General features: G+C 53.6%; 21 protein-coding genes and 1 rRNA gene. 8 read left to right on the plus strand and 14 right to left on the minus strand.

Going from position 1 to position 22375, the window contains the following annotated elements; all coding sequences use genetic code 11:
• Positions 1-4: 4 nt before the first annotated feature.
• The 8 genes from era to rpoE form a co-directional block, all read right to left on the minus strand.
• Positions 5-910: a GTPase Era gene (gene era / locus ACQG0S_RS16260; RefSeq protein ID WP_022649038.1), complete on the minus strand. Its 906-nt coding sequence runs from the start codon at positions 908-910 to the stop codon at positions 5-7.
• On the minus strand, positions 907-1587 hold the full coding sequence (gene rnc / locus ACQG0S_RS16265) for a ribonuclease III (protein ID WP_003860711.1): 681 nt from the start codon (positions 1585-1587) through the stop codon (positions 907-909). The genes era and rnc overlap by 4 nt, the downstream gene beginning before the upstream one ends.
• A gap of 223 nt (positions 1588-1810) precedes the next feature.
• Positions 1811-2785 (minus strand): signal peptidase I, encoded by a 975-nt coding sequence (lepB, locus tag ACQG0S_RS16270; protein ID WP_022649040.1) that lies wholly within the window; start codon positions 2783-2785, stop codon positions 1811-1813.
• Positions 2786-2800: 15 nt separating this feature from the next.
• Entirely contained in the window at positions 2801-4606 is a 1806-nt protein-coding gene (gene lepA / locus ACQG0S_RS16275) for a translation elongation factor 4 (RefSeq protein ID WP_022649041.1), read from the minus strand.
• Positions 4607-4791: 185 nt separating this feature from the next.
• Complete coding sequence (rseC, locus tag ACQG0S_RS16280; RefSeq protein ID WP_022649042.1) at positions 4792-5268, minus strand: SoxR-reducing system protein RseC; 477 nt, start codon at positions 5266-5268, stop codon at positions 4792-4794.
• Positions 5265-6218 (minus strand): sigma-E factor regulatory protein RseB, encoded by a 954-nt coding sequence (rseB, locus tag ACQG0S_RS16285; protein WP_022649043.1) that lies wholly within the window; start codon positions 6216-6218, stop codon positions 5265-5267. The genes rseC and rseB overlap by 4 nt, the downstream gene beginning before the upstream one ends.
• Positions 6218-6868 carry an anti-sigma-E factor RseA gene (gene rseA, locus ACQG0S_RS16290; RefSeq protein ID WP_022649044.1) on the minus strand — a complete coding sequence of 217 codons (651 nt, stop codon included), beginning with the start codon at positions 6866-6868 and terminating at the stop codon, positions 6218-6220. Before rseA ends, rseB begins: the two co-directional genes overlap by 1 nt.
• A gap of 31 nt (positions 6869-6899) precedes the next feature.
• The gene (gene rpoE, locus ACQG0S_RS16295; protein ID WP_006176728.1) at positions 6900-7475 is read right to left on the minus strand and encodes an RNA polymerase sigma factor RpoE; all 576 of its coding nucleotides are present in this window, start codon (positions 7473-7475) and stop codon (positions 6900-6902) included.
• A 425-nt stretch (positions 7476-7900) separates the two neighbouring features.
• Between rpoE and nadB the strand changes: the two genes are divergently transcribed.
• The gene (gene nadB, locus ACQG0S_RS16300) at positions 7901-9520 is read left to right on the plus strand and encodes an L-aspartate oxidase (protein ID WP_022649045.1); all 1620 of its coding nucleotides are present in this window, start codon (positions 7901-7903) and stop codon (positions 9518-9520) included.
• Here nadB and trmN read toward each other — a convergent pair.
• A complete protein-coding gene (trmN, locus tag ACQG0S_RS16305; protein ID WP_023306727.1) occupies positions 9505-10242 on the minus strand; it encodes a tRNA(1)(Val) (adenine(37)-N(6))-methyltransferase TrmN in 738 nt (245 codons plus the stop codon). The genes nadB and trmN overlap by 16 nt on opposite strands.
• Before the next feature lie 132 nt (positions 10243-10374).
• On the opposite strand from trmN, the gene srmB reads away from it, so the two are divergent.
• Positions 10375-11703 carry an ATP-dependent RNA helicase SrmB gene (gene srmB, locus ACQG0S_RS16310; protein WP_022649047.1) on the plus strand — a complete coding sequence of 443 codons (1329 nt, stop codon included), beginning with the start codon at positions 10375-10377 and terminating at the stop codon, positions 11701-11703.
• Positions 11704-11755: 52 nt separating this feature from the next.
• Here srmB and grcA read toward each other — a convergent pair whose 3' ends face one another.
• On the minus strand, positions 11756-12139 hold the full coding sequence (gene grcA, locus ACQG0S_RS16315; protein WP_022649048.1) for an autonomous glycyl radical cofactor GrcA: 384 nt from the start codon (positions 12137-12139) through the stop codon (positions 11756-11758).
• Between the two features lie 314 nt (positions 12140-12453).
• Between grcA and ung the strand changes: the two genes are divergently transcribed.
• Positions 12454-13143: a uracil-DNA glycosylase gene (gene ung, locus ACQG0S_RS16320; protein ID WP_003860729.1), complete on the plus strand. Its 690-nt coding sequence runs from the start codon at positions 12454-12456 to the stop codon at positions 13141-13143.
• A 39-nt stretch (positions 13144-13182) separates the two neighbouring features.
• Here ung and ACQG0S_RS16325 read toward each other — a convergent pair whose 3' ends face one another.
• Positions 13183-14268 (minus strand): tRNA/rRNA methyltransferase, encoded by a 1086-nt coding sequence (locus tag ACQG0S_RS16325; RefSeq protein ID WP_023300740.1) that lies wholly within the window; start codon positions 14266-14268, stop codon positions 13183-13185.
• Positions 14269-14472: 204 nt separating this feature from the next.
• On the opposite strand from ACQG0S_RS16325, the gene trxC reads away from it, so the two are divergent.
• The 5 genes from trxC (at position 14473) to ACQG0S_RS16350 (ending at position 20195) form a co-directional block, all read left to right on the plus strand.
• The gene (trxC, locus tag ACQG0S_RS16330; protein ID WP_003860733.1) at positions 14473-14892 is read left to right on the plus strand and encodes a thioredoxin TrxC; all 420 of its coding nucleotides are present in this window, start codon (positions 14473-14475) and stop codon (positions 14890-14892) included.
• Between the two features lie 70 nt (positions 14893-14962).
• Complete coding sequence (tapT, locus tag ACQG0S_RS16335) at positions 14963-15661, plus strand: tRNA-uridine aminocarboxypropyltransferase (protein WP_022649050.1); 699 nt, start codon at positions 14963-14965, stop codon at positions 15659-15661.
• Positions 15662-15696: 35 nt separating this feature from the next.
• Positions 15697-18360: a bifunctional acetate--CoA ligase family protein/GNAT family N-acetyltransferase gene (locus ACQG0S_RS16340; protein WP_063138227.1), complete on the plus strand. Its 2664-nt coding sequence runs from the start codon at positions 15697-15699 to the stop codon at positions 18358-18360.
• 109 nt (positions 18361-18469) lie between these two features.
• Complete coding sequence (gene pssA / locus ACQG0S_RS16345; protein ID WP_048966851.1) at positions 18470-19825, plus strand: CDP-diacylglycerol--serine O-phosphatidyltransferase; 1356 nt, start codon at positions 18470-18472, stop codon at positions 19823-19825.
• A gap of 46 nt (positions 19826-19871) precedes the next feature.
• Positions 19872-20195, plus strand: coding sequence for a YfiM family lipoprotein (locus tag ACQG0S_RS16350; RefSeq protein WP_022649053.1), 324 nt, complete (start codon positions 19872-19874; stop codon positions 20193-20195).
• Here the strand turns inward: ACQG0S_RS16350 and ACQG0S_RS16355 are convergent.
• The 3 genes from ACQG0S_RS16355 to rrf form a co-directional block, all read right to left on the minus strand.
• Complete coding sequence (locus tag ACQG0S_RS16355) at positions 20192-21499, minus strand: MFS family transporter (protein ID WP_048966852.1); 1308 nt, start codon at positions 21497-21499, stop codon at positions 20192-20194. The genes ACQG0S_RS16350 and ACQG0S_RS16355 overlap by 4 nt on opposite strands.
• 151 nt (positions 21500-21650) lie before the next feature.
• On the minus strand, positions 21651-22103 hold the full coding sequence (locus tag ACQG0S_RS16360) for a DUF4385 domain-containing protein (protein ID WP_048966853.1): 453 nt from the start codon (positions 22101-22103) through the stop codon (positions 21651-21653).
• Between the two features lie 129 nt (positions 22104-22232).
• Positions 22233-22348: ribosomal RNA gene (rrf, locus tag ACQG0S_RS16365) — 5S ribosomal RNA — on the minus strand.
• Positions 22349-22375 lie beyond the last annotated feature (27 nt).

Below are 22375 nucleotides of genomic sequence, written 5' to 3' on the forward strand. Positions count from 1 at the left end.
TAGGTTACTGATCTTCGCCGTAACCGAGGCTGCGCAGCGCACGCTCATCATCGGCCCAGCCAGATTTCACTTTCACCCACAGTTCCAGGTGAACCGGTGCTTCAAACATGTCCATCATGTCTTTACGGGCTTCGATTCCGATAGTTTTGATCTTGGCACCTTTATTGCCGATCACCATCTTCTTCTGCCCTTCTCGCTCAACGAGGATCAGACCGTTAATATCGTAGCCGCCACGCTCGTTGCTCTGGAAACGCTCGATCTCCACCGTTACAGAGTACGGCAGTTCAGCGCCCAGGAAACGCATCAGCTTCTCACGGATGATTTCAGACGCCATAAAACGCTGAGAGCGATCGGTGATGTAGTCTTCCGGGAAGTGATGAGTCGCTTCCGGCAGATGTTTACGCACGATACCCGCGATGGTATCGACGTTCAGACCCGTTTCCGCAGACAGCGGGACGATGTCCAGGAAGTTCATCTGGCTGCCCAGCCATTGCAGATGCGGCAGCAGATCGGCTTTTTCCTGCACGTTGTCCACTTTATTGACCGCGAGGATCACCGGCGTTTTGCCGTCACGCAGCTTGTTCAGGACCATTTCGTCGTCCGGCGTCCAGCGGGTGCCTTCCACAACGAAAATCACCAGCTCTACATCGCCAATGGAGCTGCTCGCCGCCTTGTTCATCAGACGGTTGATGGCACGCTTCTCTTCCATGTGCAGGCCCGGGGTATCGACGTAGATCGCCTGATAAGCGCCTTCAGTATGGATACCGACGATGCGGTGACGCGTGGTCTGCGCCTTACGCGAGGTAATGGAAATCTTCTGTCCAAGCAGATTATTCAACAGGGTGGATTTACCAACGTTCGGACGTCCGACGATGGCAATAAATCCGCAATACGTTTTTTCTTCGCTCATTCCAGCTCCAGCATTTTTAACGCCTGTTCGGCGGCAGCCTGTTCAGCCTTACGACGGCTTGAACCCGTGCCGACCACCGGTTCACTCAGGCCACTGACCTGGCAATGGATGGTAAATTCCTGATCGTGCGCTTCGCCACGTACCTGCACCACCAGATAGGATGGCAGCGGGAGGTGACGACCCTGCAAATATTCTTGCAGACGCGTTTTCGGATCTTTTTGTTTATCGCCCGGGCTGATTTCGTCCAGACGGGTCTGATACCAGTTCAGGATCAGCTTTTCTACGGTCTGGATATCGCTGTCCAGGAACACGCCACCGATTAATGCCTCGACCGTATCGGCAAGAATGGATTCACGACGGAACCCACCACTTTTCAGCTCACCCGGCCCCAGACGCAGACACTCACCCAGCTCGAACTCGCGTGCGATTTCAGCGAGGGTGTTGCCGCGCACCAGCGTGGCACGCATGCGGCTCATATCACCTTCGTCCACACGCGGAAAACGATGATAAAGCGCATTTGCAATCACGAAACTTAAAATAGAGTCGCCTAAAAACTCGAGACGCTCATTATGTTTGCTGCTGGCACTGCGATGGGTTAATGCCTGTTGCAACAACTCCTGATGATGAAAAGTGTAGCCCAGCTTCCGTTGAAGCCGATTAATTACGATGGGGTTCATGCGATACCAATAAATGAATGCGTCAAAAATGCAGCACACGAAACCGACCTGAGAAAACCAACGCGGTTTCGTGTGCCGTGGCACCCTTGCAGGGCCAACCTTAAACTTCGGGGGAATATTCTATACGCAACGACAGGGGATGTCGTTAGTTCAAAGAGATTTATCGCTGAAATAATTCACGTAGCGGCGAATAAAAGCCGCTACGTGTTATTTTTGACGAAACTTAATGAATTCCACCAATACGATTCAGGCGAACGCCGGTCGGCCACTCGCCTTCCTGCTTCTCGAAACTCATCCAGATAGCGGTTGCTTTACCGACCAGATTCGCTTCCGGCACAAAGCCCCAGTAACGGCTGTCCGCAGAGTTATCGCGGTTGTCACCCATCATGAAGTAGTGTCCCGGCGGCACAATCCAGGTCGCCAGCTGCTGGCCTGGCTGCTGGTAGTACATTGCTAGCTGGTCCTGTGCGATTGGCACGGTCAGAATGCGGTGAGTGACATCGCCCAGCGTCTCTTTGCGTTCAACCAGACGAATACCGTTCTCTTTGGTTTCACCTTTTGGCACCTGGAAGAATCCGCTGGTCGCTTCACCGCCATTACGGCGGGCGAAGGTCTGCACAAAATCACCTGGCTCAACGTTGGAGTAAGTGACTGGCAGCGCATTTTCACATGCAGTTCCAGAGCTACAGCCTGGCTGAATCCTCACTTCCTTCGCTATCGGATCGTAGGTTACTTTATCGCCCGGCAGACCTACCGCGCGTTTAATATAATCCAGCCGTGGATCTTCCGGATATTTAAACACCACGATGTCGCCACGTTTCGGATGACCCGTTTCGATCAGCGTTTTCTGGTAGATCGGATCTTTGATGCCATAGGCAAACTTCTCAACCAGAATGAAATCACCGATCAGCAGCGTTGGCATCATCGATCCTGACGGGATCTGGAACGGTTCATAGATAAATGAACGCACCACCAGCACAATCGCCAGCACCGGGAAGACCGATGCCCCTGTTTCCAGCCAGCCCGGTTTTGGGCCGACTTTTTTCAGGGTTTTCGCGTCCAGCGTATCGCCCGTGGCTGCCTGCGCGGCAGCCTGACGTTCACGGCGTTTTGGGGCGAAGATAAACTTATCCAGGCACCATAACAGACCTGTTACCAGGGTAGCGATGACCAGGATCAGGGCAAACATGTTCGCCATGCCAACTCCTTAAGGTTATTTACCGTTTCCGTCTTTACCAACATGAAGGATGGCAAGGAATGCTTCCTGCGGCAGCTCAACGTTACCGACCTGCTTCATACGCTTCTTACCTTCTTTCTGCTTCTGCAACAGCTTTTTCTTACGGCTGACGTCGCCGCCGTAGCACTTAGCCAGAACGTTTTTACGCAGCTGCTTCACGGTTGAACGGGCAATGATGTGGTTACCAATGGCCGCCTGAATCGCAATGTCAAACTGCTGACGCGGGATCAGCTCTTTCATCTTCTCAACCAGCTCACGACCACGGTACGGTGCGTTATCGTTGTGGGTGATCAGCGCCAGGGCATCAACTCGCTCGCCGTTGATCAGCACGTCCACGCGAACCATGTTCGAGGCCTGGAAGCGTTTGAAGTTGTAGTCCAGTGACGCATAGCCACGGGAGGTAGACTTCAGACGGTCGAAGAAGTCGAGCACCACTTCCGCCATCGGAATTTCATAGGTCAGCGCCACCTGGTTACCGTGGTACACCATGTTGGTCTGCACGCCACGCTTCTCAATACACAGGGTGATCACGTTGCCGAGGAACTCCTGCGGCAGCAGCATGTGACACTCTGCGATAGGCTCGCGCAGTTCCTGAATATTATTCAGCGGCGGGAGCTTGGAAGGGCTGTCGACGTAGATGACCTCTTTCGACGTGGTTTCTACTTCGTAGACAACCGTCGGGGCGGTGGTGATCAGATCCAGATCGTATTCACGCTCCAGACGTTCCTGAATGATCTCCATGTGCAGCAGACCGAGGAAGCCACAGCGGAAGCCGAAGCCCAGCGCCGTTGAGCTTTCTGGCTCATAGAACAGGGAAGCATCATTGAGGCTCAGCTTTCCGAGCGCATCGCGGAAGTTTTCGTAATCGTCAGAGCTGACCGGGAACAGACCCGCATAAACCTGCGGTTTCACCTTTTTGAAGCCTGGCAGCGCTTTATCTGCCGGGTTACGTGCGCCGGTCAGGGTATCGCCCACTGGCGCGCCGAGGATGTCTTTAATTGCACAGACCAGCCAACCCACTTCGCCGCATTTCAGTTCGGTACGGTCAACCTGTTTTGGTGTGAAGATGCCGAGGCGGTCAGCGTTGTAGACCTGCCCGGTGCTCATGACCTTGATTTTGTCGCCTTTACGCATGGTGCCGTTTTTAATACGCACCAGCGAGACAACGCCCAGGTAGTTATCAAACCAGGAGTCGATGATCAGCGCCTGGAGCGGCGCATCCGGGTCACCTTCCGGCGGCGGAATGTCACGCACCAGACGTTCCAGTACATCCGGAACACCTACGCCGGTTTTTGCCGAGCAGCGCACTGCATCGGTCGCATCGATACCGACGATGTCTTCAATTTCTTCCGCTACGCGCTCAGGATCGGCGGCTGGCAGGTCGATTTTATTCAGAACCGGCACCACTTCGAGATCCATTTCCATGGCGGTATAGCAGTTTGCCAGCGTCTGGGCCTCTACGCCCTGCCCGGCATCCACCACCAGCAGCGCGCCTTCGCAGGCCGCCAGCGAGCGTGACACTTCATAAGAGAAGTCAACGTGCCCTGGGGTGTCGATAAAGTTCAGCTGGTAGGTTTCACCATCGGAAGCCTTATAGTCGAGCGTCACGCTCTGGGCTTTAATGGTAATACCGCGTTCGCGTTCCAGGTCCATGGAGTCCAGAACCTGGGCTGCCATTTCACGATCAGACAGGCCACCGCAAATCTGGATAATACGGTCAGACAGCGTCGACTTACCGTGGTCAATGTGAGCAATGATCGAAAAGTTACGTATGTTCTTCATATAGTTAAATAATTATGCCTTACGAATTCCTGGAGGCCGCTGTTCTTAGCCTGACGTTTTTCAGTGCGAAAACGCAGCATTCTACACTACAACCTCGTCTGCTGGAAATGCACTTAGAGTCAGGTATAGCGCGAAGAGACGGCGTTTACTTTATTGCGATGTAAATAATAATAAAGCCCGGCAGATCACCGGGCCTCAGAAGAGAGCGTCTCAACACGAAGTTGGTCGGGTGCCAGTGCAACGCTGAGAATGACGGGCTGCCAGGCTTCCCGGGCGGTAAGCCTTGGGGAAACGCCTTTAGCAAGCCAGAAACCGCCCACACCGCCCAAGGCGGCACCGCACATGGCGGCCAAATCTGTGCCGAACAGCATCTGGAAAACCCCGCCCATCACGAAAAGTCCGGCGAGCGGAGAAAGGTAAACCAGTATGGCGGAAGTGAGCAGGCTGCCTTCAGCGATGCCGAGCTCCACTTTTTGCCCTGCCACCAGCGGCTGATCGCTCGACACAGCAATAGTGTGCGACGTTTGCGGCCCCAGCTTATTCAATACGCGGCTGCCGCAACCGGCTCGCGAAGCGCAGCTGCTGCATGATGCTTTAACGTCACAGCTGACAAGCGCTACGCCATCCTGCCAGGATACGACCGTCGCCCACTCTTTAATCATTGCGCAGCCCTGAATTTGATGCTGTCTGAAATACGTTTTGCTGTTGGCGGCGGTAATTCACCAACAATGGTAATTTCCGCATTATCGCGTACCGTCGTGCTAACCGTCCGGCGACCGGTACGGAGCATCTGTTCGGAACTGTTCGCCGTAGCGCGATTGATATTCACCGAGAAGCTAAATAGCCCATCGGAATAGAGGCGCGACTCAACCGGTGTTTCGATAGTCGGCAGCTGGCGACGGCTGCTGGATACTTCGCTGAATCCTTGCGGGATCCAGGAAGGTACCCAGTTGAAATTGACAGAATCGCCGGCAGGTACGGAAAGCAAAGGCGGCAGGCTGGCTTTGGCCAGATTCTGCATACTGTTGCCAACCTGACCGTTCACGTCGAAGGAGATCACGCGGAACTGCTCCAGCGTTTCACCGTCGCGATCGAGCAGATCAACGCGCATCGGCAGCTTCGTCTCTGCGTCAATCCAGACGATATAGCTGTAACGTGTCCCATCCCGCGCGACTACGCGGATCACTTCGCACAACCTGTCGGCAATACGCGTTCGCCCCACCGAGATAAAATCATAGTAGGGGGCGAGACGTTTAAAATCGGTGTAAATGAGCGATGGCAGGGAATCAACGATGTAGTCACCATTGAGCGTAAACGGCTCAAGGCCTGGCTCGAAATAGCTGATTTCGTTCCCACGCTGGACCACTTCCCGACGCGGGCCATCCATCTGTAAAAGCTGGGCGAGCGGCTGATTATCAAGGCGGGCGTGGCGATAGCGTAACGATTCGACACCCTGCTTATTGATGCTAATAAATGCCAACTCGTAATTGAGTGACTGGCTGGCCAGATTCATTTGCTGCAACAACGCCCCGGATGAAACATCAGCCGAGGCGTTAGCAGAGAAGAACAGGCTACCCGCCATCAAAGACATGGCGAACCAAAGTTGCTTCATTACTGCGATTGCGTTCCTAAAGTTTGGTTTCCTGGCACCTGCACAGCAGCCTGCTGGGTTTGGGCCTGCTCAAACTGAAGCTGCTCGGAGTGCAGACGACGCTGCAACTCGTAATCCTGCAACATCGCATTAATGCGACGACGCTGCTCCTGTACCTGCTGTTGCTGTCCGCCGCTTGCGGAGGCATCTGCCGGTACGCCCAGGCTAACCGGACTGGCTTTACCCATCATCGGCAGCGTATTGAACACTGGCGCTTCAGGCTGCTGACTGGCTTCAGACTGGGTATTATAGTGCTGGACCCCAACGATAACTGCAAGCGATACACACGCAGCGACTCCCATCTGGGTGAGCTGGCTGGCCCATGGACGCACCTTGTGCCAGAACGGCATTTTCTGCCATTGGTGAGGTGCAGGCTGCGCTTCAGGAATAAGCGGCGTGGTCTGATGAACAGGTTCGTTCTCAATGGCCGCCATAACGCGTGCTGAGATATCGAAATGGAGAACATCGCTGGTATCACCCCGCAGAGTGTCGCGGATAAGATGATAGTTCTCCCAGGTCTGTTGCATTTCGGGAGAATGAGACAACTCATCGAGCAGCTCACTATCCAGCATTTCACCATCCATTAAAGCGGAAAGTTTTTCTTTCTGCATGCCTAATACCTTTTCCAGTATCCCGCTATCGTCAACGCCTGATAAGCGGTTGAACTTTATTATCAATGGCTTCTCGCGCACGGAAAATTCGTGAACGAACCGTGCCGACCGGACAATCCATGATGGCGGCTATCTCTTCATAGCTTAGGCCATCCAGCTCCCGTAACGTAATTGCCATGCGTAAATCTTCCGGGAGCGACTCGATCGTGCGAAAAACGATTTGTCTCAGTTCTTCTGACAACATTAAGTTCTCAGGGTTCGAAATTTCTTTCAGCGCGCCGCCACTTTCGAAGTTTTCTGCATCGATAGCGTCAACATCACTTGAAGGCGGACGACGCCCCTGAGCAACCAAATAATTCTTAGCCGTATTGACTGCAATACGATACAGCCAGGTATAAAAAGCACTATCCCCCCGGAATGAATCCAGCGCGCGATAGGCCTTAATAAAAGACTCTTGTACCACATCAGGAACATCGCCTGACGGTACATAGCGGGAAACCAGACTCGCTACCTTATGCTGGTAGCGCACCACCAGTAGGTTAAAAGCTTTCTGATCTCCCTTCTGGACCCGTTCAACCAGGACCTGGTCCGTTAACTGCTCGCTCATCCGAGGTAATGTCTCCCCAAACCAAATTCCACGCGTTATCGAAACGCCACTCTAACAACATTGCACTTTGAGCAAGCACCGAATTAGAGCGTCTGTTCTTCAATAAGTTCCGTAACGCCTTTGTTTTTGTTCATCGCGCCGCAGACCGTTCATTTTCTCTCATTATAAGTCTGTTCACGATACGCACCCGCTTTCTGACAAGAATCATTAACTTTATCGTCAGAAGAGTAACGCAACACAGGCTTTATTTCACCACAAAATCTGAAGCTAACGATCTGCTTCGCAAAATAATTCCAGTCATTTAGCGATGATATAACTTCCGGCCATCCGTTTAGTCATTGCAACACGCTTCAAAAAAAACGTGCGATAACTCGCATCACAATGCTATTCTGCCCAGACCATGTTTAGTAAATTAAACAAACATCATGAATACAACGCCTGAACTCCATTGTGATGTACTGATTATCGGCAGCGGTGCTGCTGGCCTCTCCCTCGCGCTGCGCCTGGCGGAACATCAGAACGTAATCGTGCTGAGTAAAGGGCCGATGAGCGAAGGTTCCACCTTCTATGCACAAGGCGGTATTGCCGCCGTGTTTGATGAAACGGACAGCATTGCCTCACACGTAGAAGACACTCTGATTGCCGGTGCCGGGATCGTGGATGAGCATGCCGCAGAGTTTGTCGCCAGCAATGCCCGCCACTGCGTGCAATGGCTTATCGACCAGGGCGTGCTGTTTGATACGCAGGTTCAGCCTAATGGTGAAGAGAGCTATCATCTGACCCGTGAAGGCGGGCACAGCCATCGCCGTATTCTGCACGCTGCTGATGCAACAGGAAAAGCGGTTGAAACCACGCTGGTCAGCAAAGCCCTCAGCCATCCCAATATTCGGGTGCTGGAGCGCAGTAACGCCGTCGACCTGATTATTTCCGATAAAATTGGCCTGCCCGGCACGCGCCGTGTTGTCGGCGCATGGGTGTGGAATCGGAATAAAGAGAAGGTGGAAACCTGCCAGGCTAAAGCCGTTGTGCTGGCGACCGGCGGCGCCTCCAAGGTTTACCAGTACACGACTAACCCGGATATCGCCTCCGGAGACGGTATCGCCATGGCCTGGCGCGCAGGCTGCCGCGTAGCGAATATGGAGTTTAATCAGTTCCATCCTACCGCCCTGTTCCACCCGCAGGCACGTAACTTCCTGTTAACTGAAGCGTTGCGCGGCGAAGGCGCGTATCTCAAGCGACCGGACGGTTCCAGGTTTATGCCGGACTTCGACCCCCGAGGTGAACTTGCCCCGCGGGATATCGTGGCCCGCGCCATTGACCACGAGATGAAGCGGCTTGGCGTGGACTGTATGTATCTGGACATTAGCCATAAACCGGCAGACTTTATTCGCCAGCACTTCCCGATGATTTATGAAAAGCTGCTGAGTCTGGGTATCGATTTAACCCGCGATCCGGTGCCGATTGTGCCTGCCGCCCACTATACCTGTGGCGGGGTGATGGTTGACGATCATGGTCGTACCGACGTGGATGGTTTGTATGCGATCGGCGAGGTCAGTTACACCGGCCTGCATGGTGCGAATCGCATGGCCTCAAACTCATTGCTGGAGTGTCTGGTGTATGGATGGTCGGCTGCGGAAGATATAACCAAACGCATGCCCTATGCACGTCCAACAACGCACCTGCCAGCATGGGATGAAAGTCGGGTAGAGAACCCGGACGAACTGGTGGTTATCCAGCATAACTGGCACGAGCTGCGGCTTCTCATGTGGGATTATGTCGGGATTGTACGCACAACGAAGCGTCTGGAACGCGCGTTACGCCGCATCATGATGTTGCAGCAGGAAATTGATGAATATTACGCCAACTTCCGCGTTTCCAATAATCTGCTGGAGCTGCGCAACCTTGTGCAGGTTGCCGAGCTGATTGTACGCTGTGCGATGATGCGCAAAGAGAGTCGTGGCCTGCATTATACGCTGGACTATCCCGACCCGCTGGAAACGTCCGGCCCGTCGGTGTTGACGCCGCAGGTTCACATAAACAGATAAAAGGCCTGGGTCAGGGCAGTGTAATCTTCGGAATAACGCTGGTCTGGCCCGCGAATAACCATCCTGTCGGTAAAGCACTCCCCCTCTTTCGGCGAGAGCGCCAGCAACACGCGGTGCGGTAAGCGACCTTCCGTATCCGAAATATCGGTACGAAGACGCAAACTCCAGCCGATATCCCGAGCGATCTCAATGAAGGTGTTACCCGTGCTTTCGGGCAAGACCACGCAGAAAAATCCCTCTTCCGAGATGAGTTCCGCCGCGCTGGTCAGTAGCGCCTTGTGATCGAGCGAGCCGGTGTAACGTGCCTGCTCGCGTTCCGGCGTTCCACACTCCACACCTGGCGTGAAATACGGCGGATTGCTGACGATCAAATCGTAACGCGCAGTCTGCTCCGGTGCCCAGGTCAGGACATCGGCACATTCCACCCTGATCCGTTCTGCCCACGGAGAATCGGCAGCGTTTTCGCTTGCCTGCTGGGCCGCCTGAGGATCAAGCTCAACGGCGTCGATAGTGACGTGTTCTTCGGTACGCTGCGCCAGCATCAGCGCCTGAAGTCCGCTGCCCGTACCAATATCCAGAATGCGTTTTACACCTGCGACAGGGGCCCATGCACCCAGTAAAATACCGTCTGTACCGACTTTCATTGCACAACGATCGTGCGCCACAAAAAATTGTTTAAACGTAAAACCATCGCGGCGCAACTGCGCTTTGAGTTGAGACATGTCAGGGCAACCTTCTGTGTGAAACTGGAGTAGCATAGGGGAAAGCGAAGTGGTCGAAAAGCGATATCCATACAAACAGATGAAGATTACAGCCGTAACGTCTATAATCAGCGCCCCACACAGAGGTAGAACATGACTGTAACGACTTTTTCCGAACTTGAACTCGATGAAAGCCTGCTCAATGCTCTTGAGAGTAAAGGCTTTACACGCCCGACCGCCATTCAGGCCGCGGCCATTCCGCCTGCGCTTGAGGGCCGCGATGTGCTCGGTTCTGCGCCAACCGGCACGGGGAAGACAGCAGCCTACTTGCTGCCTGTGTTGCAGCATTTGCTCGATTTTCCGCGTAAAAAATCAGGGCCGCCGCGCATTTTGATCCTGACCCCGACCCGTGAACTGGCGATGCAGGTTGCCGAACACGCGCGTGAGCTGGCGGCGAACACCCATCTGGATATCGCGACCATCACCGGCGGCGTAGCGTATATGAACCACGCCGAAGTGTTCAGCGAAAACCAGGATATCGTTGTCGCGACGACAGGCCGTCTGCTGCAATACATAAAAGAAGAGAACTTCGACTGCCGGGCGGTGGAAACGCTGATTCTCGATGAAGCTGACCGCATGCTGGACATGGGCTTTGCCCAGGATATCGAACACATCGCGGGTGAAACGCGCTGGCGTAACCAGACAATGCTGTTCTCGGCAACCCTTGAAGGGGATGCCATTAAAGATTTCGCCGAACGTCTGCTGGAAGATCCGGTGGAAGTGTCCGCTACGCCATCGACGCGTGAGCGTAAGAAGATCCACCAGTGGTACTACCGCGCAGATAACCTTGAGCATAAGGTTGAGTTGCTGAAACATCTGCTGAAGCAGGAAGAAGCAACCCGTACCATCGTCTTCGTACGTAAACGCGAGCGCGTGCATGAGCTGGCAGAAATGCTGCGCAACGCTGGCATCAACAACTGCTATCTCGAAGGTGAAATGGCACAAGTTAAGCGTACCGAAGGGATTAAGCGCCTGACCGATGGTCGCGTGAATGTGCTGGTTGCAACCGACGTTGCCGCGCGCGGGATCGACATCCCGGACGTGAGCCATGTGATCAACTTTGATATGCCGCGCAGCGGTGATACTTACCTGCACCGTATTGGTCGTACCGGCCGTGCGGGCCGCAAAGGGATTGCTATTTCTCTGGTAGAAGCGCACGACCATCTGCTGCTCCAAAAAATTGGCCGCTACGTTGATGAGCCGCTAAAAGCTCGTGTGATTGACGAACTTCGTCCGACGACACGTGCGCCGAGTGAAAAAATGACGGGTAAACCGTCCAAGAAAGCGCTCGCGAAACGTGCTGAGAGAAAAGAGAAAGAAAAAGAGAAGCCGCGCGTGAAGCAGCGCCACCGCGATACCAAAAATATTGGTAAGCGCCGTAAGCCAAGTTCTGCTGCGCCAGAGACAAAAACTGAAGAGTAAAAAAAAGCCGGGACATTCCCGGCTTTTTTATTCCACCCCCGAAGCTGAAACCTTACAGGCTTTCAGTAAAGGTACGGGCGATAACGTCGCGCTGCTGTTCCGGAGTCAGAGAGTTGAAACGCACCGCATAGCCAGACACACGGATGGTCAGCTGCGGGTATTTTTCTGGGTTCTCAACAGCATCCATCAGCGTTTCACGACGCAGGACGTTAACGTTCAGGTGCTGACCACCTTCCACGCGCACTTCTGGTTGCACTTGCATTGGAATTTCACGGTATTCAATTTCGCCCAGTTTGCTCACCGGAACGATTTCGTCTTCCGCAAAACCTGCTTTCGCTACTACACAGCGCGCTTCATTTTTCTCGCTGTCCAGCAGCCAGAAAGAGTTCAGCAGATCGTCATTTGCAGCTTTAGTAATCTGGATACCTGTAATCATGTGTTGCCTCCCTTAGGCTACATTAACTGATGCTGGCCTTTTGCGGCCAATTGGTAAAACCATTGTTTGTTGTGTGTATATATAACATTCAGACCCGGGTGATTTATTGATTTAAATCAACAAAATCACTAACCACACAAAGAGTGTGGTCTGAATTTTTTGTTTTAGATCAATTTTAATGATTTACCAATTCAACTTACCCTGCCTGGTTTTCAACATAAATTGAGACACTTAGCCGCTTTTCCGCGGGTAATTTTGCTCACCAGGCATTAGCAGGTAAGCTAGGCAGAGAATGAAATTCGCAGGAGAGCGAGATGACAACACCTTTAACCTGGCATGACGTGCTGGCAGAAGAGAAGCAGCAGCCCTATTTTATTAATACCCTCAGTACCGTTGCGGCTGAACGGCAGGCCGGCCAGACAATTTATCCACCGCAGAAAGATGTATTTAACGCCTTTCGCTACACCGAACTGAGCGACGTGAAGGTGGTTATACTGGGGCAGGATCCGTACCATGGTCCCGGGCAGGCTCACGGACTGGCATTTTCCGTGCGTCCGGGCGTGGCCATTCCCCCTTCTCTGCTGAATATGTATAAAGAGCTGGAAGGAACGATTCCGGGTTTCACCCGCCCTAATCACGGTTATCTGGAAAGCTGGGCGCGCCAGGGCGTGCTGTTGCTGAATACCGTATTAACCGTCCGGGCGGGTCAGGCACACTCCCACGCCAGTCTGGGATGGGAAACCTTTACCGATAAGGTTATCAGCCTAATCAATGAGCATCGTGAAGGCGTCGTGTTTTTACTCTGGGGTTCACATGCCCAAAAGAAAGGGGCGATTATCGATCGTCAGCGCCATCACGTACTGAAAGCACCGCACCCGTCGCCGCTGTCTGCGCATCGCGGTTTCTTTGGCAGTAACCATTTTGTTCTGACGAATGAGTGGCTGGAAAAGCGTGGCGAAAAGCCGATTGACTGGATGCCTGTGTTACCGGCAGAGAGTGAGTAGGGTTTGAATGTGCCGGGTCAGGCCCGGCACATATAAGGCTTATGCCTTGTTCTGACGCCACCATTCGGCCAGCAGCACGCCGGTCGCAACGGATACGTTCAGGCTTTCAACGTTGCCAGTGCCGTCGATAGAAACGCTCATGTCAGCGCTGGAGAGTGCCGCATCAGACAGACCATCGCGCTCCTGACCTAACACCAGCACCATTTTGCGCGGCAACGTCGCTTTAAACAGCGGCGTAGCGGCGCGGCTTGAGGTGGTGACAATGGTGTAGCCCGCGTTACGGAATTGCTCAAGGGCCTCCAGCACGCTGTCGCCGGTGATCGGCTGAACATGCTCAGCACCGCCTTCCGCGGTACGGATTGCCGCACCGGATTCCAGCAGCGCGGCATCCTGCAACAGAACGCCTTTCACGCCAAAGTGCGCGCAGCTACGCATCATAGCGCCCAGGTTATGCGGGTTACCCACATCTTCCAGCGCCAGCACACAGTCATCGGCATCCGCCTGGCTGACCCACTGCTGCACGGTGGTGCCGTTACGTTTTTTGATCAGGAAGCAGACGCCGCCGTGGTGTTCAGTCCCGGACGCTTTTGTCAGCTCGGCATCGTCAACCACGTGGTAGGCTTTACGGTTCGCCGCCATCCAGCGCAGCGCTTCTTTAAAGCGCGGGGTCACGCTCTGGATAAACCATGCGCGAACGATACACTCCGGGCGGCTCTGGAACAGGGCCTGACAGGCGTTCTCACCGTAGACACGGGTCTCCTCCGCACGCTGACGACGCAGCACTTCCGGATCGATAAAGCTTTTTCCGCTGATACCGCCGTGATCGGCTTTTTCGGTCGCCTCTTCACCGGGCGCGCGAGAAACGGTACGCCATGGCGATCCACCGTCGCGGACAAAATCATCGCGTTTGCGATCGTCACGCTTACGGTCATCACGTTTGCGGTCATCGCCGCGGTTATTTCTGTCATCGCGGGCGGGGCGACGGCCACCGTCTGCACGAGAAGACGCCGGACGCCCGCCACCTTTTCCGGTACGCGGATTTTGGGTGCGTTTATCAGAGTCATCATCACTGCGGACATACATCACTTTGACCTTGCCGCTTTTGTTTTTCATTTCGTCGTTCATGCTTTTCTCCACCAGCGCTGCGCGAAGCGCGCAGATTACCCGATGTGCAAGCTCATAGCCATAATTTCGTACAAAAGCCTGTGACTATTGTTCCCATTGAATAAAACGCGTTGTCGATTTATACAGGCTCACTGATAATATGTAACATATCAGAAACATTATCGGCGTTCTGCCGTTGTTCCACGGCTCTATCAGAGGTTAGTTATGAATACCGTATGTGCCAACTGTCAGGCTTTAAACCGCATTCCGGACGATCGGATGGATGACGGTGCGAAATGCGGGCGTTGTGGCCACGAATTATTTGATGGCGATGTCATTAACGCGACGGGTGCTACGCTGGACAAACTCCTCAAGGACGATCTGCCGGTTGTGGTCGATTTCTGGGCACCGTGGTGCGGCCCCTGCCGTAACTTTGCGCCCATCTTCGAAGACGTGGCTGAAGAGCGCAGCGGGAAAATGCGTTTTGTTAAAGTGAATACCGAAGCGGAACGTGAACTCAGCGCCCGTTTTCGCATTCGCAGCATTCCAACCATTATGATTTTCAAAAATGGGGAAGTGATCGACATGCTCAATGGTGCAGTACCGAAGGCGCCTTTCGACAGCTGGTTAAACGAATCCCTGTAACATTCACGGGGCACATCTTGTGCCCCGTTCTCTCCTCTGCGAAAATGGGTTTTTTCCTGCCTTTTCGCCCATGACTGATAACGCTGTACTTCAATTACGCGCCGAGCGCCTTGCGCGCGCAACCCGCCCTTTTCTGGCCCGAGGCAATCGTATTCGCCGCTGCCAGCGCTGCCTTTTACCGCTGAAAGTGTGTCTGTGCGAAACGCTTGCACCGAGCGAGGCTAAAAGCCGTTTTTGTCTGGTCATGTTCGATACCGAACCGATGAAGCCCAGCAACACGGGGCGTTTGATCGCCGATATTCTGCCCAATACCGCAGCGTTTCAGTGGTCGCGCACTGAGCCACCTCAGGCTCTGCTTGACCTGGTGGCAAACCCGGACTATCAGCCCATGGTCGTTTTCCCGGCATCATATGCAGGCGAACAACGCCAGGTGCTTACGGCGCCACCATCCGGTAAGCCGCCGCTGTTTATTATGCTCGACGGCACCTGGACCGAAGCAAGAAAGATGTTTCGCAAAAGCCCTTATCTTGATGCGCTGCCGGTGATTTCCGTCGATCTGTCGCGCGTTTCTGCCTATCGCTTACGAGAAGCGCATGCCGAGGGTCAATATTGCACCGCTGAAGTCGCCATTGCGCTACTGGATCTGGCGGGCGATACCCAGGCGGCCAGCGCATTAAGCTCCCACTTCTCCTGCTTCCGCGAACGTTATCTGGCAGGAAAAACCGTTCATAAGGGTAGCGTCACAGCAACAGAGACAGAAAGCGTTTAAAATCATCAGGTCGCTTGCATTCACAGGAGGCCTGCATGAGCCAGAGAGGGTTAGAAGCGCTACTCCGTCCGAAATCCATTGCCGTTATTGGCGCCTCGATGAAACCGGACCGCGCAGGGTATCTGATGATGCGTAACCTGCTGGCTGGCGGGTTTAACGGCCCGGTCATGCCCGTTACGCCCGCTTATAAAGCGGTACAGGGGGTGCTGGCATGGCCGGACGTGCAAAGTTTACCGTTTGTTCCCGACCTCGCCGTGCTCTGTACGCATGCGAAACGAAACCTCGAATTGCTTGAGTCGCTCGGTCAGAAAGGCTGTAAAACCTGCATTATTCTTTCCTCGCCTCCTGAACAGCAGCCCGAACTGCTGGCCTGCGCCAGCCGCTACCAGATGCGCATTCTTGGTCCAAATAGCCTCGGTCTGCTTGCGCCCTGGCAAGGGCTGAATGCCAGTTTTTCCCCGGTTCCGATCCGTAAAGGCAAACTGGCCTTTATTTCACAGTCGGCAGCGGTATCCAATACCATCCTCGACTGGGCGCAGCAGCGTGAGATGGGCTTTTCCTATTTCATCGCCCTCGGCGACAGCCTGGACATTGACGTCGATGAGCTGCTGGATTTCCTGGCGCGTGACAGCAAAACCAGCGCTATCCTACTCTACCTTGAACACCTGAGCTACGCCCGTCGTTTTGTGTCGGCGTCGCGTAGCGCATCGCGTAATAAACCGATTCTGGTCATCAAAAGCGGGCGCAGCCCCGCGGCTCAGCGCCTGCTGCATTCCCATTCCGGGATGGATCCCGCATGGGATGCAGCGATCCAGCGCGCCGGTTTACTGCGGGTACAGGATACGCACGAGCTTTTTTCCGCCGTCGAAACGTTGAGCCACATGCGTCCCCTGCGCGGTGAAAAGCTGATGATTGTCAGCAACGGAGCCGCTCCCGCCGCCCTGGCGCTGGACGAGCTCTGGCTACGCAACGGCAAGCTGGCCACGCTGGGTGAAGAGACGCTCCAGCGCCTGCGGGACGCGTTACCGGGAAGCGTTGTTCCCGATAATCCCCTCGATTTGCGCGATGATGCCAGCAGCGATCGTTACATTAAGGCGATCACGATTTTGCTGGATAGCCAGGACTTTGATGCGCTGATGATTATCCATTCGCCCAGCGCGGTTGCGCCAGGTAGCGAAAGTGCACGAACGCTGATTGAGGCTGTCCGAAACCATCCGCGCGGCAAATACGTCACCCTGCTGACCAACTGGTGCGGCGAGTTCTCCTCGCAGGAAGCGCGACGTCTGTTTAGTGAAGCCGGGTTGCCAACCTACCGTACGCCAGAGGGCACCATAACCGCGTTTATGCATATGGTTGAGTACCGCCGCAACCAGAAGCAGCTGCGTGAAACGCCTGCCCTACCGGGCAACCTCACAGCAAATTCGGTGGACGTACACAGTTTATTGCAACAGGCCATCGAAGAGGGCGCCACTTCGCTTGATACGCATGAAGTGCAACCCATTCTTGGCAGCTATGGGATGCAAACACTGCCGACCTGGATTGCCGGTGACAGCGCTGAGGCGGTACATATCGCTGAGCAGATTGGCTATCCGGTCGCGCTGAAGCTGCGCTCCCCCGATATTCCGCACAAATCGGATGTTCAGGGCGTCATGCTGTATCTGCGCACCGCGACAGAAGTACAACAGGCCGCGGATGCCATTATCGATCGCGTTAAAATGACGTGGCCACAGGCCCGGATCCACGGCCTGCTGGTGCAGAGCATGGCTAACCGAGCAGGTGCGCAGGAGCTGCGCGTGGTCGTCGAACACGATCCGGTTTTTGGTCCACTTATTATGTTGGGTGAAGGCGGCGTTGAATGGCGGCCAGAAGAACAAGCGGCTGTCGCGCTTCCACCTCTAAACATGAACCTGGCGCGTTATTTGGTTATTCAGGCCATCAAAAGTAAAAAAATCCGCGGCAGAAGCGCTCTGAGGCCGCTTGATATCGCCGGGTTAAGCCAGTTTCTGGTGAAGGTCTCCAACCTCATTGTTGACTGTGCGGAGATCCAGCGCCTGGACATCCACCCGCTCCTCGCTTCCGGAAATGAATTCACTGCCCTCGACGTGACGCTGGAAATTGCGCCATTTGTCGGTGACCGGGAAAGCCGTCTCGCCATTCGTCCTTATCCTCTCCATCTGGAAGAGTGGGTGGAGATGAAAAATGGAGAGCGGGCACTGTTTCGCCCTATCCTGCCGGAAGACGAGCCGCTGCTGCGAGCGTTCATCTCGCAGGTGACGAAAGAAGATTTGTACTATCGCTATTTCAGCGAAATTAATGAATTTACCCACGACGATTTAGCCAATATGACCCAGATCGACTACGATCGAGAAATGGCGATTGTGGCGGTCCGCCGTTCCGCAGAGGGAGAAGAGATCCTCGGCGTGACGCGTGCCATTTCCGACCCGGATAACGTGGATGCGGAGTTTGCCGTACTGGTGCGTTCCGATCTTAAAGGTTTGGGTTTGGGCAGACGGCTGCTCGAAAAACTCATTGGTTATACGCGCGATCACGGATTGTCACGGCTCAATGGCATTACTATGCCAAATAATCGGGGTATGGTGACCCTGGCGCGGAAGCTCGGTTTTGACGTTGATATCCAGCTGGATGAAGGCATTGTCTCTTTGTCCCTCAGCCTGACTTCGACGGATAAACAAGAGTAAGCTGCTGGAAATGTTACCCACTTTTCCCGGCACTGGGGTATCATTGTCCGCTTATGTTGTTTGCCTGGTACAGACAACCCTTCAATGAACAGAGAAGAAACGCACTGTGATGTTGTCAAAATTTAAGCGTAATAAACATCAACAACACCTTGCTCAACTACCGAAGATTTCTCAGTCAGTTGATGATGTAGAGTTCTTTTATGCTCCCGCTCATTTCCGGGAGACGCTTCTTGAAAAGATTGCCAGCGCTACGCGACGTATTTGCATTGTGGCGCTCTATCTTGAACAAGATGAAGGTGGGCGTGCGATCCTGAACGCGCTCTATGAAGCGAAACGTCAGCGTCCGGAACTGGATGTTCGCGTGCTGGTTGACTGGCACCGTGCTCAGCGTGGCCGTATTGGTGCGGCTGCCTCGAATACCAATGCTGACTGGTATTGCCGCATGGCCCAGGAAAATCCGGGTATTGATATCCCGGTATATGGCGTACCGGTGAATACCCGTGAAGCGCTTGGCGTTCTTCATTTTAAAGGATTTATCATTGATGACAGCGTCTTTTATAGCGGCGCCAGTCTGAATGATGTGTATCTCCATCAGCTCGATAAATACCGTTACGATCGCTACCATCTTATCCGTAATCCGCAGATGACCGACATCATGTTCAACTGGGTTGATAAAAACCTGGTTCATGGCCGGGGTGTGCATCGTCTTGACGATCCTCATCGCCCGAAAAGCCCGGAAATCAAAAACGACGTTCGCTCCTTCCGCCAGGAGCTGCGCGATGCGGTTTATCGTTTCCAGGGTGATGCCAATAATGAAGAACTGTCCGTTACGCCTCTGGTAGGCCTGGGTAAATCCAGCCTCCTGAACAAGACTATCTTCCATTTGATGCCGTGCGCGGAGCATAAGCTCACCATCTGCACCCCGTACTTCAACCTTCCCGCCGTTCTGGTGCGTAATATCATTCAGTTGCTGCGTGATGGTAAAAAGGTGGAAATCATTGTCGGGGATAAAACGGCAAACGACTTTTTCATTCCGGAAGATCAGCCTTTCAAGATCATCGGCGCACTGCCTTATCTCTATGAGATTAACCTGCGCCGCTTTCTGAGCCGTTTACAGTACTATGTGAACACGGACCAGCTCGTCGTGCGCCTCTGGAAAGATGAAGATAACAGTTATCATCTCAAAGGAATGTGGGTTGATGACGAGTGGATGCTGCTGACCGGTAATAACCTGAACCCACGCGCCTGGCGTCTGGATTTGGAAAACGCCATTCTTATTCACGATCCTCAGCATGCGTTAGCCGCGAAACGCGATCGTGAGCTGGAGCTTATACGCACGCATACCACAGTGGTTCGTCATTATCGCGATCTGCAAAGCATCGCTGATTACCCGGTGAAAGTTCGCAAGCTGATTCGCCGTCTACGTCGGATCCGTATCGATCGCCTCATCAGCCGCATTCTGTAATACACGAGCCCTGTCATCGACGGGGCTTTTTTTATGGAGCCTGTTAATGCGTACGCCTTGCCTGATAATCCCTCTTTTGCTGACAGGTTGCAGCCATATGGCTAATGATAACTGGTCGGGTCAGGATAAAGCTCAGCACTTTCTGGCGTCGGCAATGATGTCCGCTGCGGGTAATGAGTATGCGCTGCACCAGGGTTATAGCAGGGATCGAAGTGCCACAATAGGCCTGATGTTCTCCATCAGCCTGGGGGCATCAAAAGAACTTTGGGATAGCCGCCCCTCGGGAAGTGGCTGGAGCTGGAAAGATTTTGCCTGGGACGTAGCCGGGGCAACAACCGGCTACGCCGTCTGGCAGATGGCGCATTATTAAAGGCGGATACCTTTTCCTTTGCGATGCAGCATCAGCGAGACAATAAACGCCAGCGCTCCCATTACGGTGACATACCAGAAGAAGGTCGTTTCACTGCCCCACGACTTAAGCGATAGCGCGACATACTCCGCCGAACCGCCGAACAGGGCATTCGCGACCGCATAAGACAGGCCTACGCCCAGCGCCCTCACCTGTGCGGGAAACATTTCCGCTTTCAAAATGCCACTGATTGCCGTGTAAAAACTGATAATAATGAGCGCCACCATGATTAAAGCGAAAGCGGCATACGGAGAGGTTGTATGCTGTAGCGCCGTCAAAAGCGGAACGGTACCCAGGGTGAGCATGCCGCCAAAGATCAGCATGGAGGTACGGCGACCAATTTTGTCCGACAGCGCGCCGACAATTGGCTGGATGAGCATAAAGACCAGTAACGCCACCGTCATGACGACACTCGCAACGTTTGCATGCATGCCCGTAGTGTTGACCAGATATTTTTGCATATAGGTGGTGAAGGTATAGAAGCTTAGCGAGCCTGCGGCGGTAAAGCCTAATACCATCAAAAATGCTTTGCGGTTACGCCACAGCCCTTTCATCGAACCAGCTTCTTTAAGCGCCCTGACCTCCTGTTGTGAGGTTTCATCAAGCTGACGGCGTAGCCACAGCGCCACAACCGCCAGGGCTGCCCCCAGGGCAAACGGAATGCGCCAGCCCCAGGCGCGTAAATCTTCATCGCTAAGGATTTGTTGAAGGATCACCACAACCAGTAACGCCAGTAGCTGTCCGCCAATGAGGGTTACATACTGGAATGATGCGTAGAAACCTTTGCGACCTTCAACCGCCACTTCGCTCATGTATGTCGCACTGGTGCCATATTCGCCACCGACCGATAGCCCCTGGAACAGACGTGCCAGCAACAACAACGCCGGTGCCCATGTTCCGATAGTCTCATAACCGGGCAGGCAGGCAATCACCAGCGAGCCGACGCACATCATGCATACAGAGATGAGCATGGATGTCTTGCGCCCTTTCCTGTCCGCGATCCTGCCGAATAGCCATCCACCGATAGGGCGCATCAGGAACCCGGCGGCAAAAACGCCTGCGGTTTGCAAAAGCTGAGTTGTGGTGTTCCCTGACGGGAAAAAGATATGCGCAAAGTAGAGTGAACAAAATGAATAGACGTAAAAGTCAAACCACTCTACAAGGTTTCCTGATGAGGCCCCAACGATTGCCCAAACCCGACGGCGAGTATCCTTACCTGCCAAATTGGTGTTATCCGTATCTGCACTGGCTACGGTTTCTGTCATTTTAATATCCCCTGTCTCACATTGCGGGCCTTTGCCCACAAACAGTAAAACCGGATTTAAAACGAATCGTTAGGTAAATAAAATGTTTCCAATATGTTTCATTGCGTTTTGTGAACTCGATCAGCTATCTAATTATTAGCGGACGCAGTAATTATCCCCAGGACTGCTGGTGGGCCTTTTTTCGCTGCAAGTAATCTTCGTCTGCACGAATTTTATCCCACCACTTTTTGAAGACTGCGGCTGCTTCTGCTTTCACTGGATCGTGATCGAAGGGTTTGACTTGTCGTTCCGCATCATACTTTTTACCGCCCTTATGATTCGCGTATCGCCGGGCGCGGGTATAGCCCATTTGTATGAATTTACGCGCCATATCCATGCCTACAAAATCGTTTTTACTGCGGTACTCTTCAAAGAGAGCGTATATCTCTTGTGCCGAACGCGCTGCGACTTCAGAATTTTTAAAACGCCAGTGTGGAAGGATTTCGCTTTTATAAGGCTCGACCATCAATACGCCCTGCTCACCCCGGCCAACCTGATACCGTTCGGGATGTTCGCGAAAATTTATATTTGCAAAATCTTGTTGGTAATCAAAAGGACGAGTCAAAGCGGCACCATTGTTAAAATCGTTTTAACAATTGTAGGCTGGATAAGGGGAAGCCGCCATCCGGCATGTTTTTCCGTGCACAAAGCAAAAAACCCCGCACCTTCCGGTACGGGGTTCTTTCTGTTTGATGCCTGGCAGTTCCCTACTCTCACATGGGGAGACCCCACACTACCATCGGCGCTACGGCGTTTCACTTCTGAGTTCGGCATGGGGTCAGGTGGGACCACCGCGCTAAAGCCGCCAGGCAAATTCTGTTAATCTGTATCAGGCTG

Source organism: Enterobacter cloacae complex sp. 418I7 (genome assembly GCF_050030705.1).
In the GTDB taxonomy this organism is placed as follows: Bacteria; Pseudomonadota; Gammaproteobacteria; order Enterobacterales; family Enterobacteriaceae; genus Enterobacter; species Enterobacter intestinihominis.

Bases quoted from the DNA above. Each gene is read 5' to 3' on its own strand.
- era (WP_022649038.1), bottom strand. From the start codon at position 910: ATGAGCGAAGAAAAAACGTATTGCGGATTTATTGCCATCGTCGGACGT.
- rnc (WP_003860711.1), bottom strand. From the start codon at position 1,587: ATGAACCCCATCGTAATTAATCGGCTTCAACGGAAGCTGGGCTACACT.
- lepB (WP_022649040.1), bottom strand. From the start codon at position 2,785: ATGGCGAACATGTTTGCCCTGATCCTGGTCATCGCTACCCTGGTAACA.
- lepA (WP_022649041.1), bottom strand. From the start codon at position 4,606: ATGAAGAACATACGTAACTTTTCGATCATTGCTCACATTGACCACGGT.
- rseC (WP_022649042.1), bottom strand. From the start codon at position 5,268: ATGATTAAAGAGTGGGCGACGGTCGTATCCTGGCAGGATGGCGTAGCG.
- rseB (WP_022649043.1), bottom strand. From the start codon at position 6,218: ATGAAGCAACTTTGGTTCGCCATGTCTTTGATGGCGGGTAGCCTGTTC.
- rseA (WP_022649044.1), bottom strand. From the start codon at position 6,868: ATGCAGAAAGAAAAACTTTCCGCTTTAATGGATGGTGAAATGCTGGAT.
- rpoE (WP_006176728.1), bottom strand. From the start codon at position 7,475: ATGAGCGAGCAGTTAACGGACCAGGTCCTGGTTGAACGGGTCCAGAAG.
- nadB (WP_022649045.1), top strand. From the start codon at position 7,901: ATGAATACAACGCCTGAACTCCATTGTGATGTACTGATTATCGGCAGC.
- trmN (WP_023306727.1), bottom strand. From the start codon at position 10,242: ATGTCTCAACTCAAAGCGCAGTTGCGCCGCGATGGTTTTACGTTTAAA.
- srmB (WP_022649047.1), top strand. From the start codon at position 10,375: ATGACTGTAACGACTTTTTCCGAACTTGAACTCGATGAAAGCCTGCTC.
- grcA (WP_022649048.1), bottom strand. From the start codon at position 12,139: ATGATTACAGGTATCCAGATTACTAAAGCTGCAAATGACGATCTGCTG.
- ung (WP_003860729.1), top strand. From the start codon at position 12,454: ATGACAACACCTTTAACCTGGCATGACGTGCTGGCAGAAGAGAAGCAG.
- ACQG0S_RS16325 (WP_023300740.1), bottom strand. From the start codon at position 14,268: ATGAACGACGAAATGAAAAACAAAAGCGGCAAGGTCAAAGTGATGTAT.
- trxC (WP_003860733.1), top strand. From the start codon at position 14,473: ATGAATACCGTATGTGCCAACTGTCAGGCTTTAAACCGCATTCCGGAC.
- tapT (WP_022649050.1), top strand. From the start codon at position 14,963: ATGACTGATAACGCTGTACTTCAATTACGCGCCGAGCGCCTTGCGCGC.
- ACQG0S_RS16340 (WP_063138227.1), top strand. From the start codon at position 15,697: ATGAGCCAGAGAGGGTTAGAAGCGCTACTCCGTCCGAAATCCATTGCC.
- pssA (WP_048966851.1), top strand. From the start codon at position 18,470: ATGTTGTCAAAATTTAAGCGTAATAAACATCAACAACACCTTGCTCAA.
- ACQG0S_RS16350 (WP_022649053.1), top strand. From the start codon at position 19,872: ATGCGTACGCCTTGCCTGATAATCCCTCTTTTGCTGACAGGTTGCAGC.
- ACQG0S_RS16355 (WP_048966852.1), bottom strand. From the start codon at position 21,499: ATGACAGAAACCGTAGCCAGTGCAGATACGGATAACACCAATTTGGCA.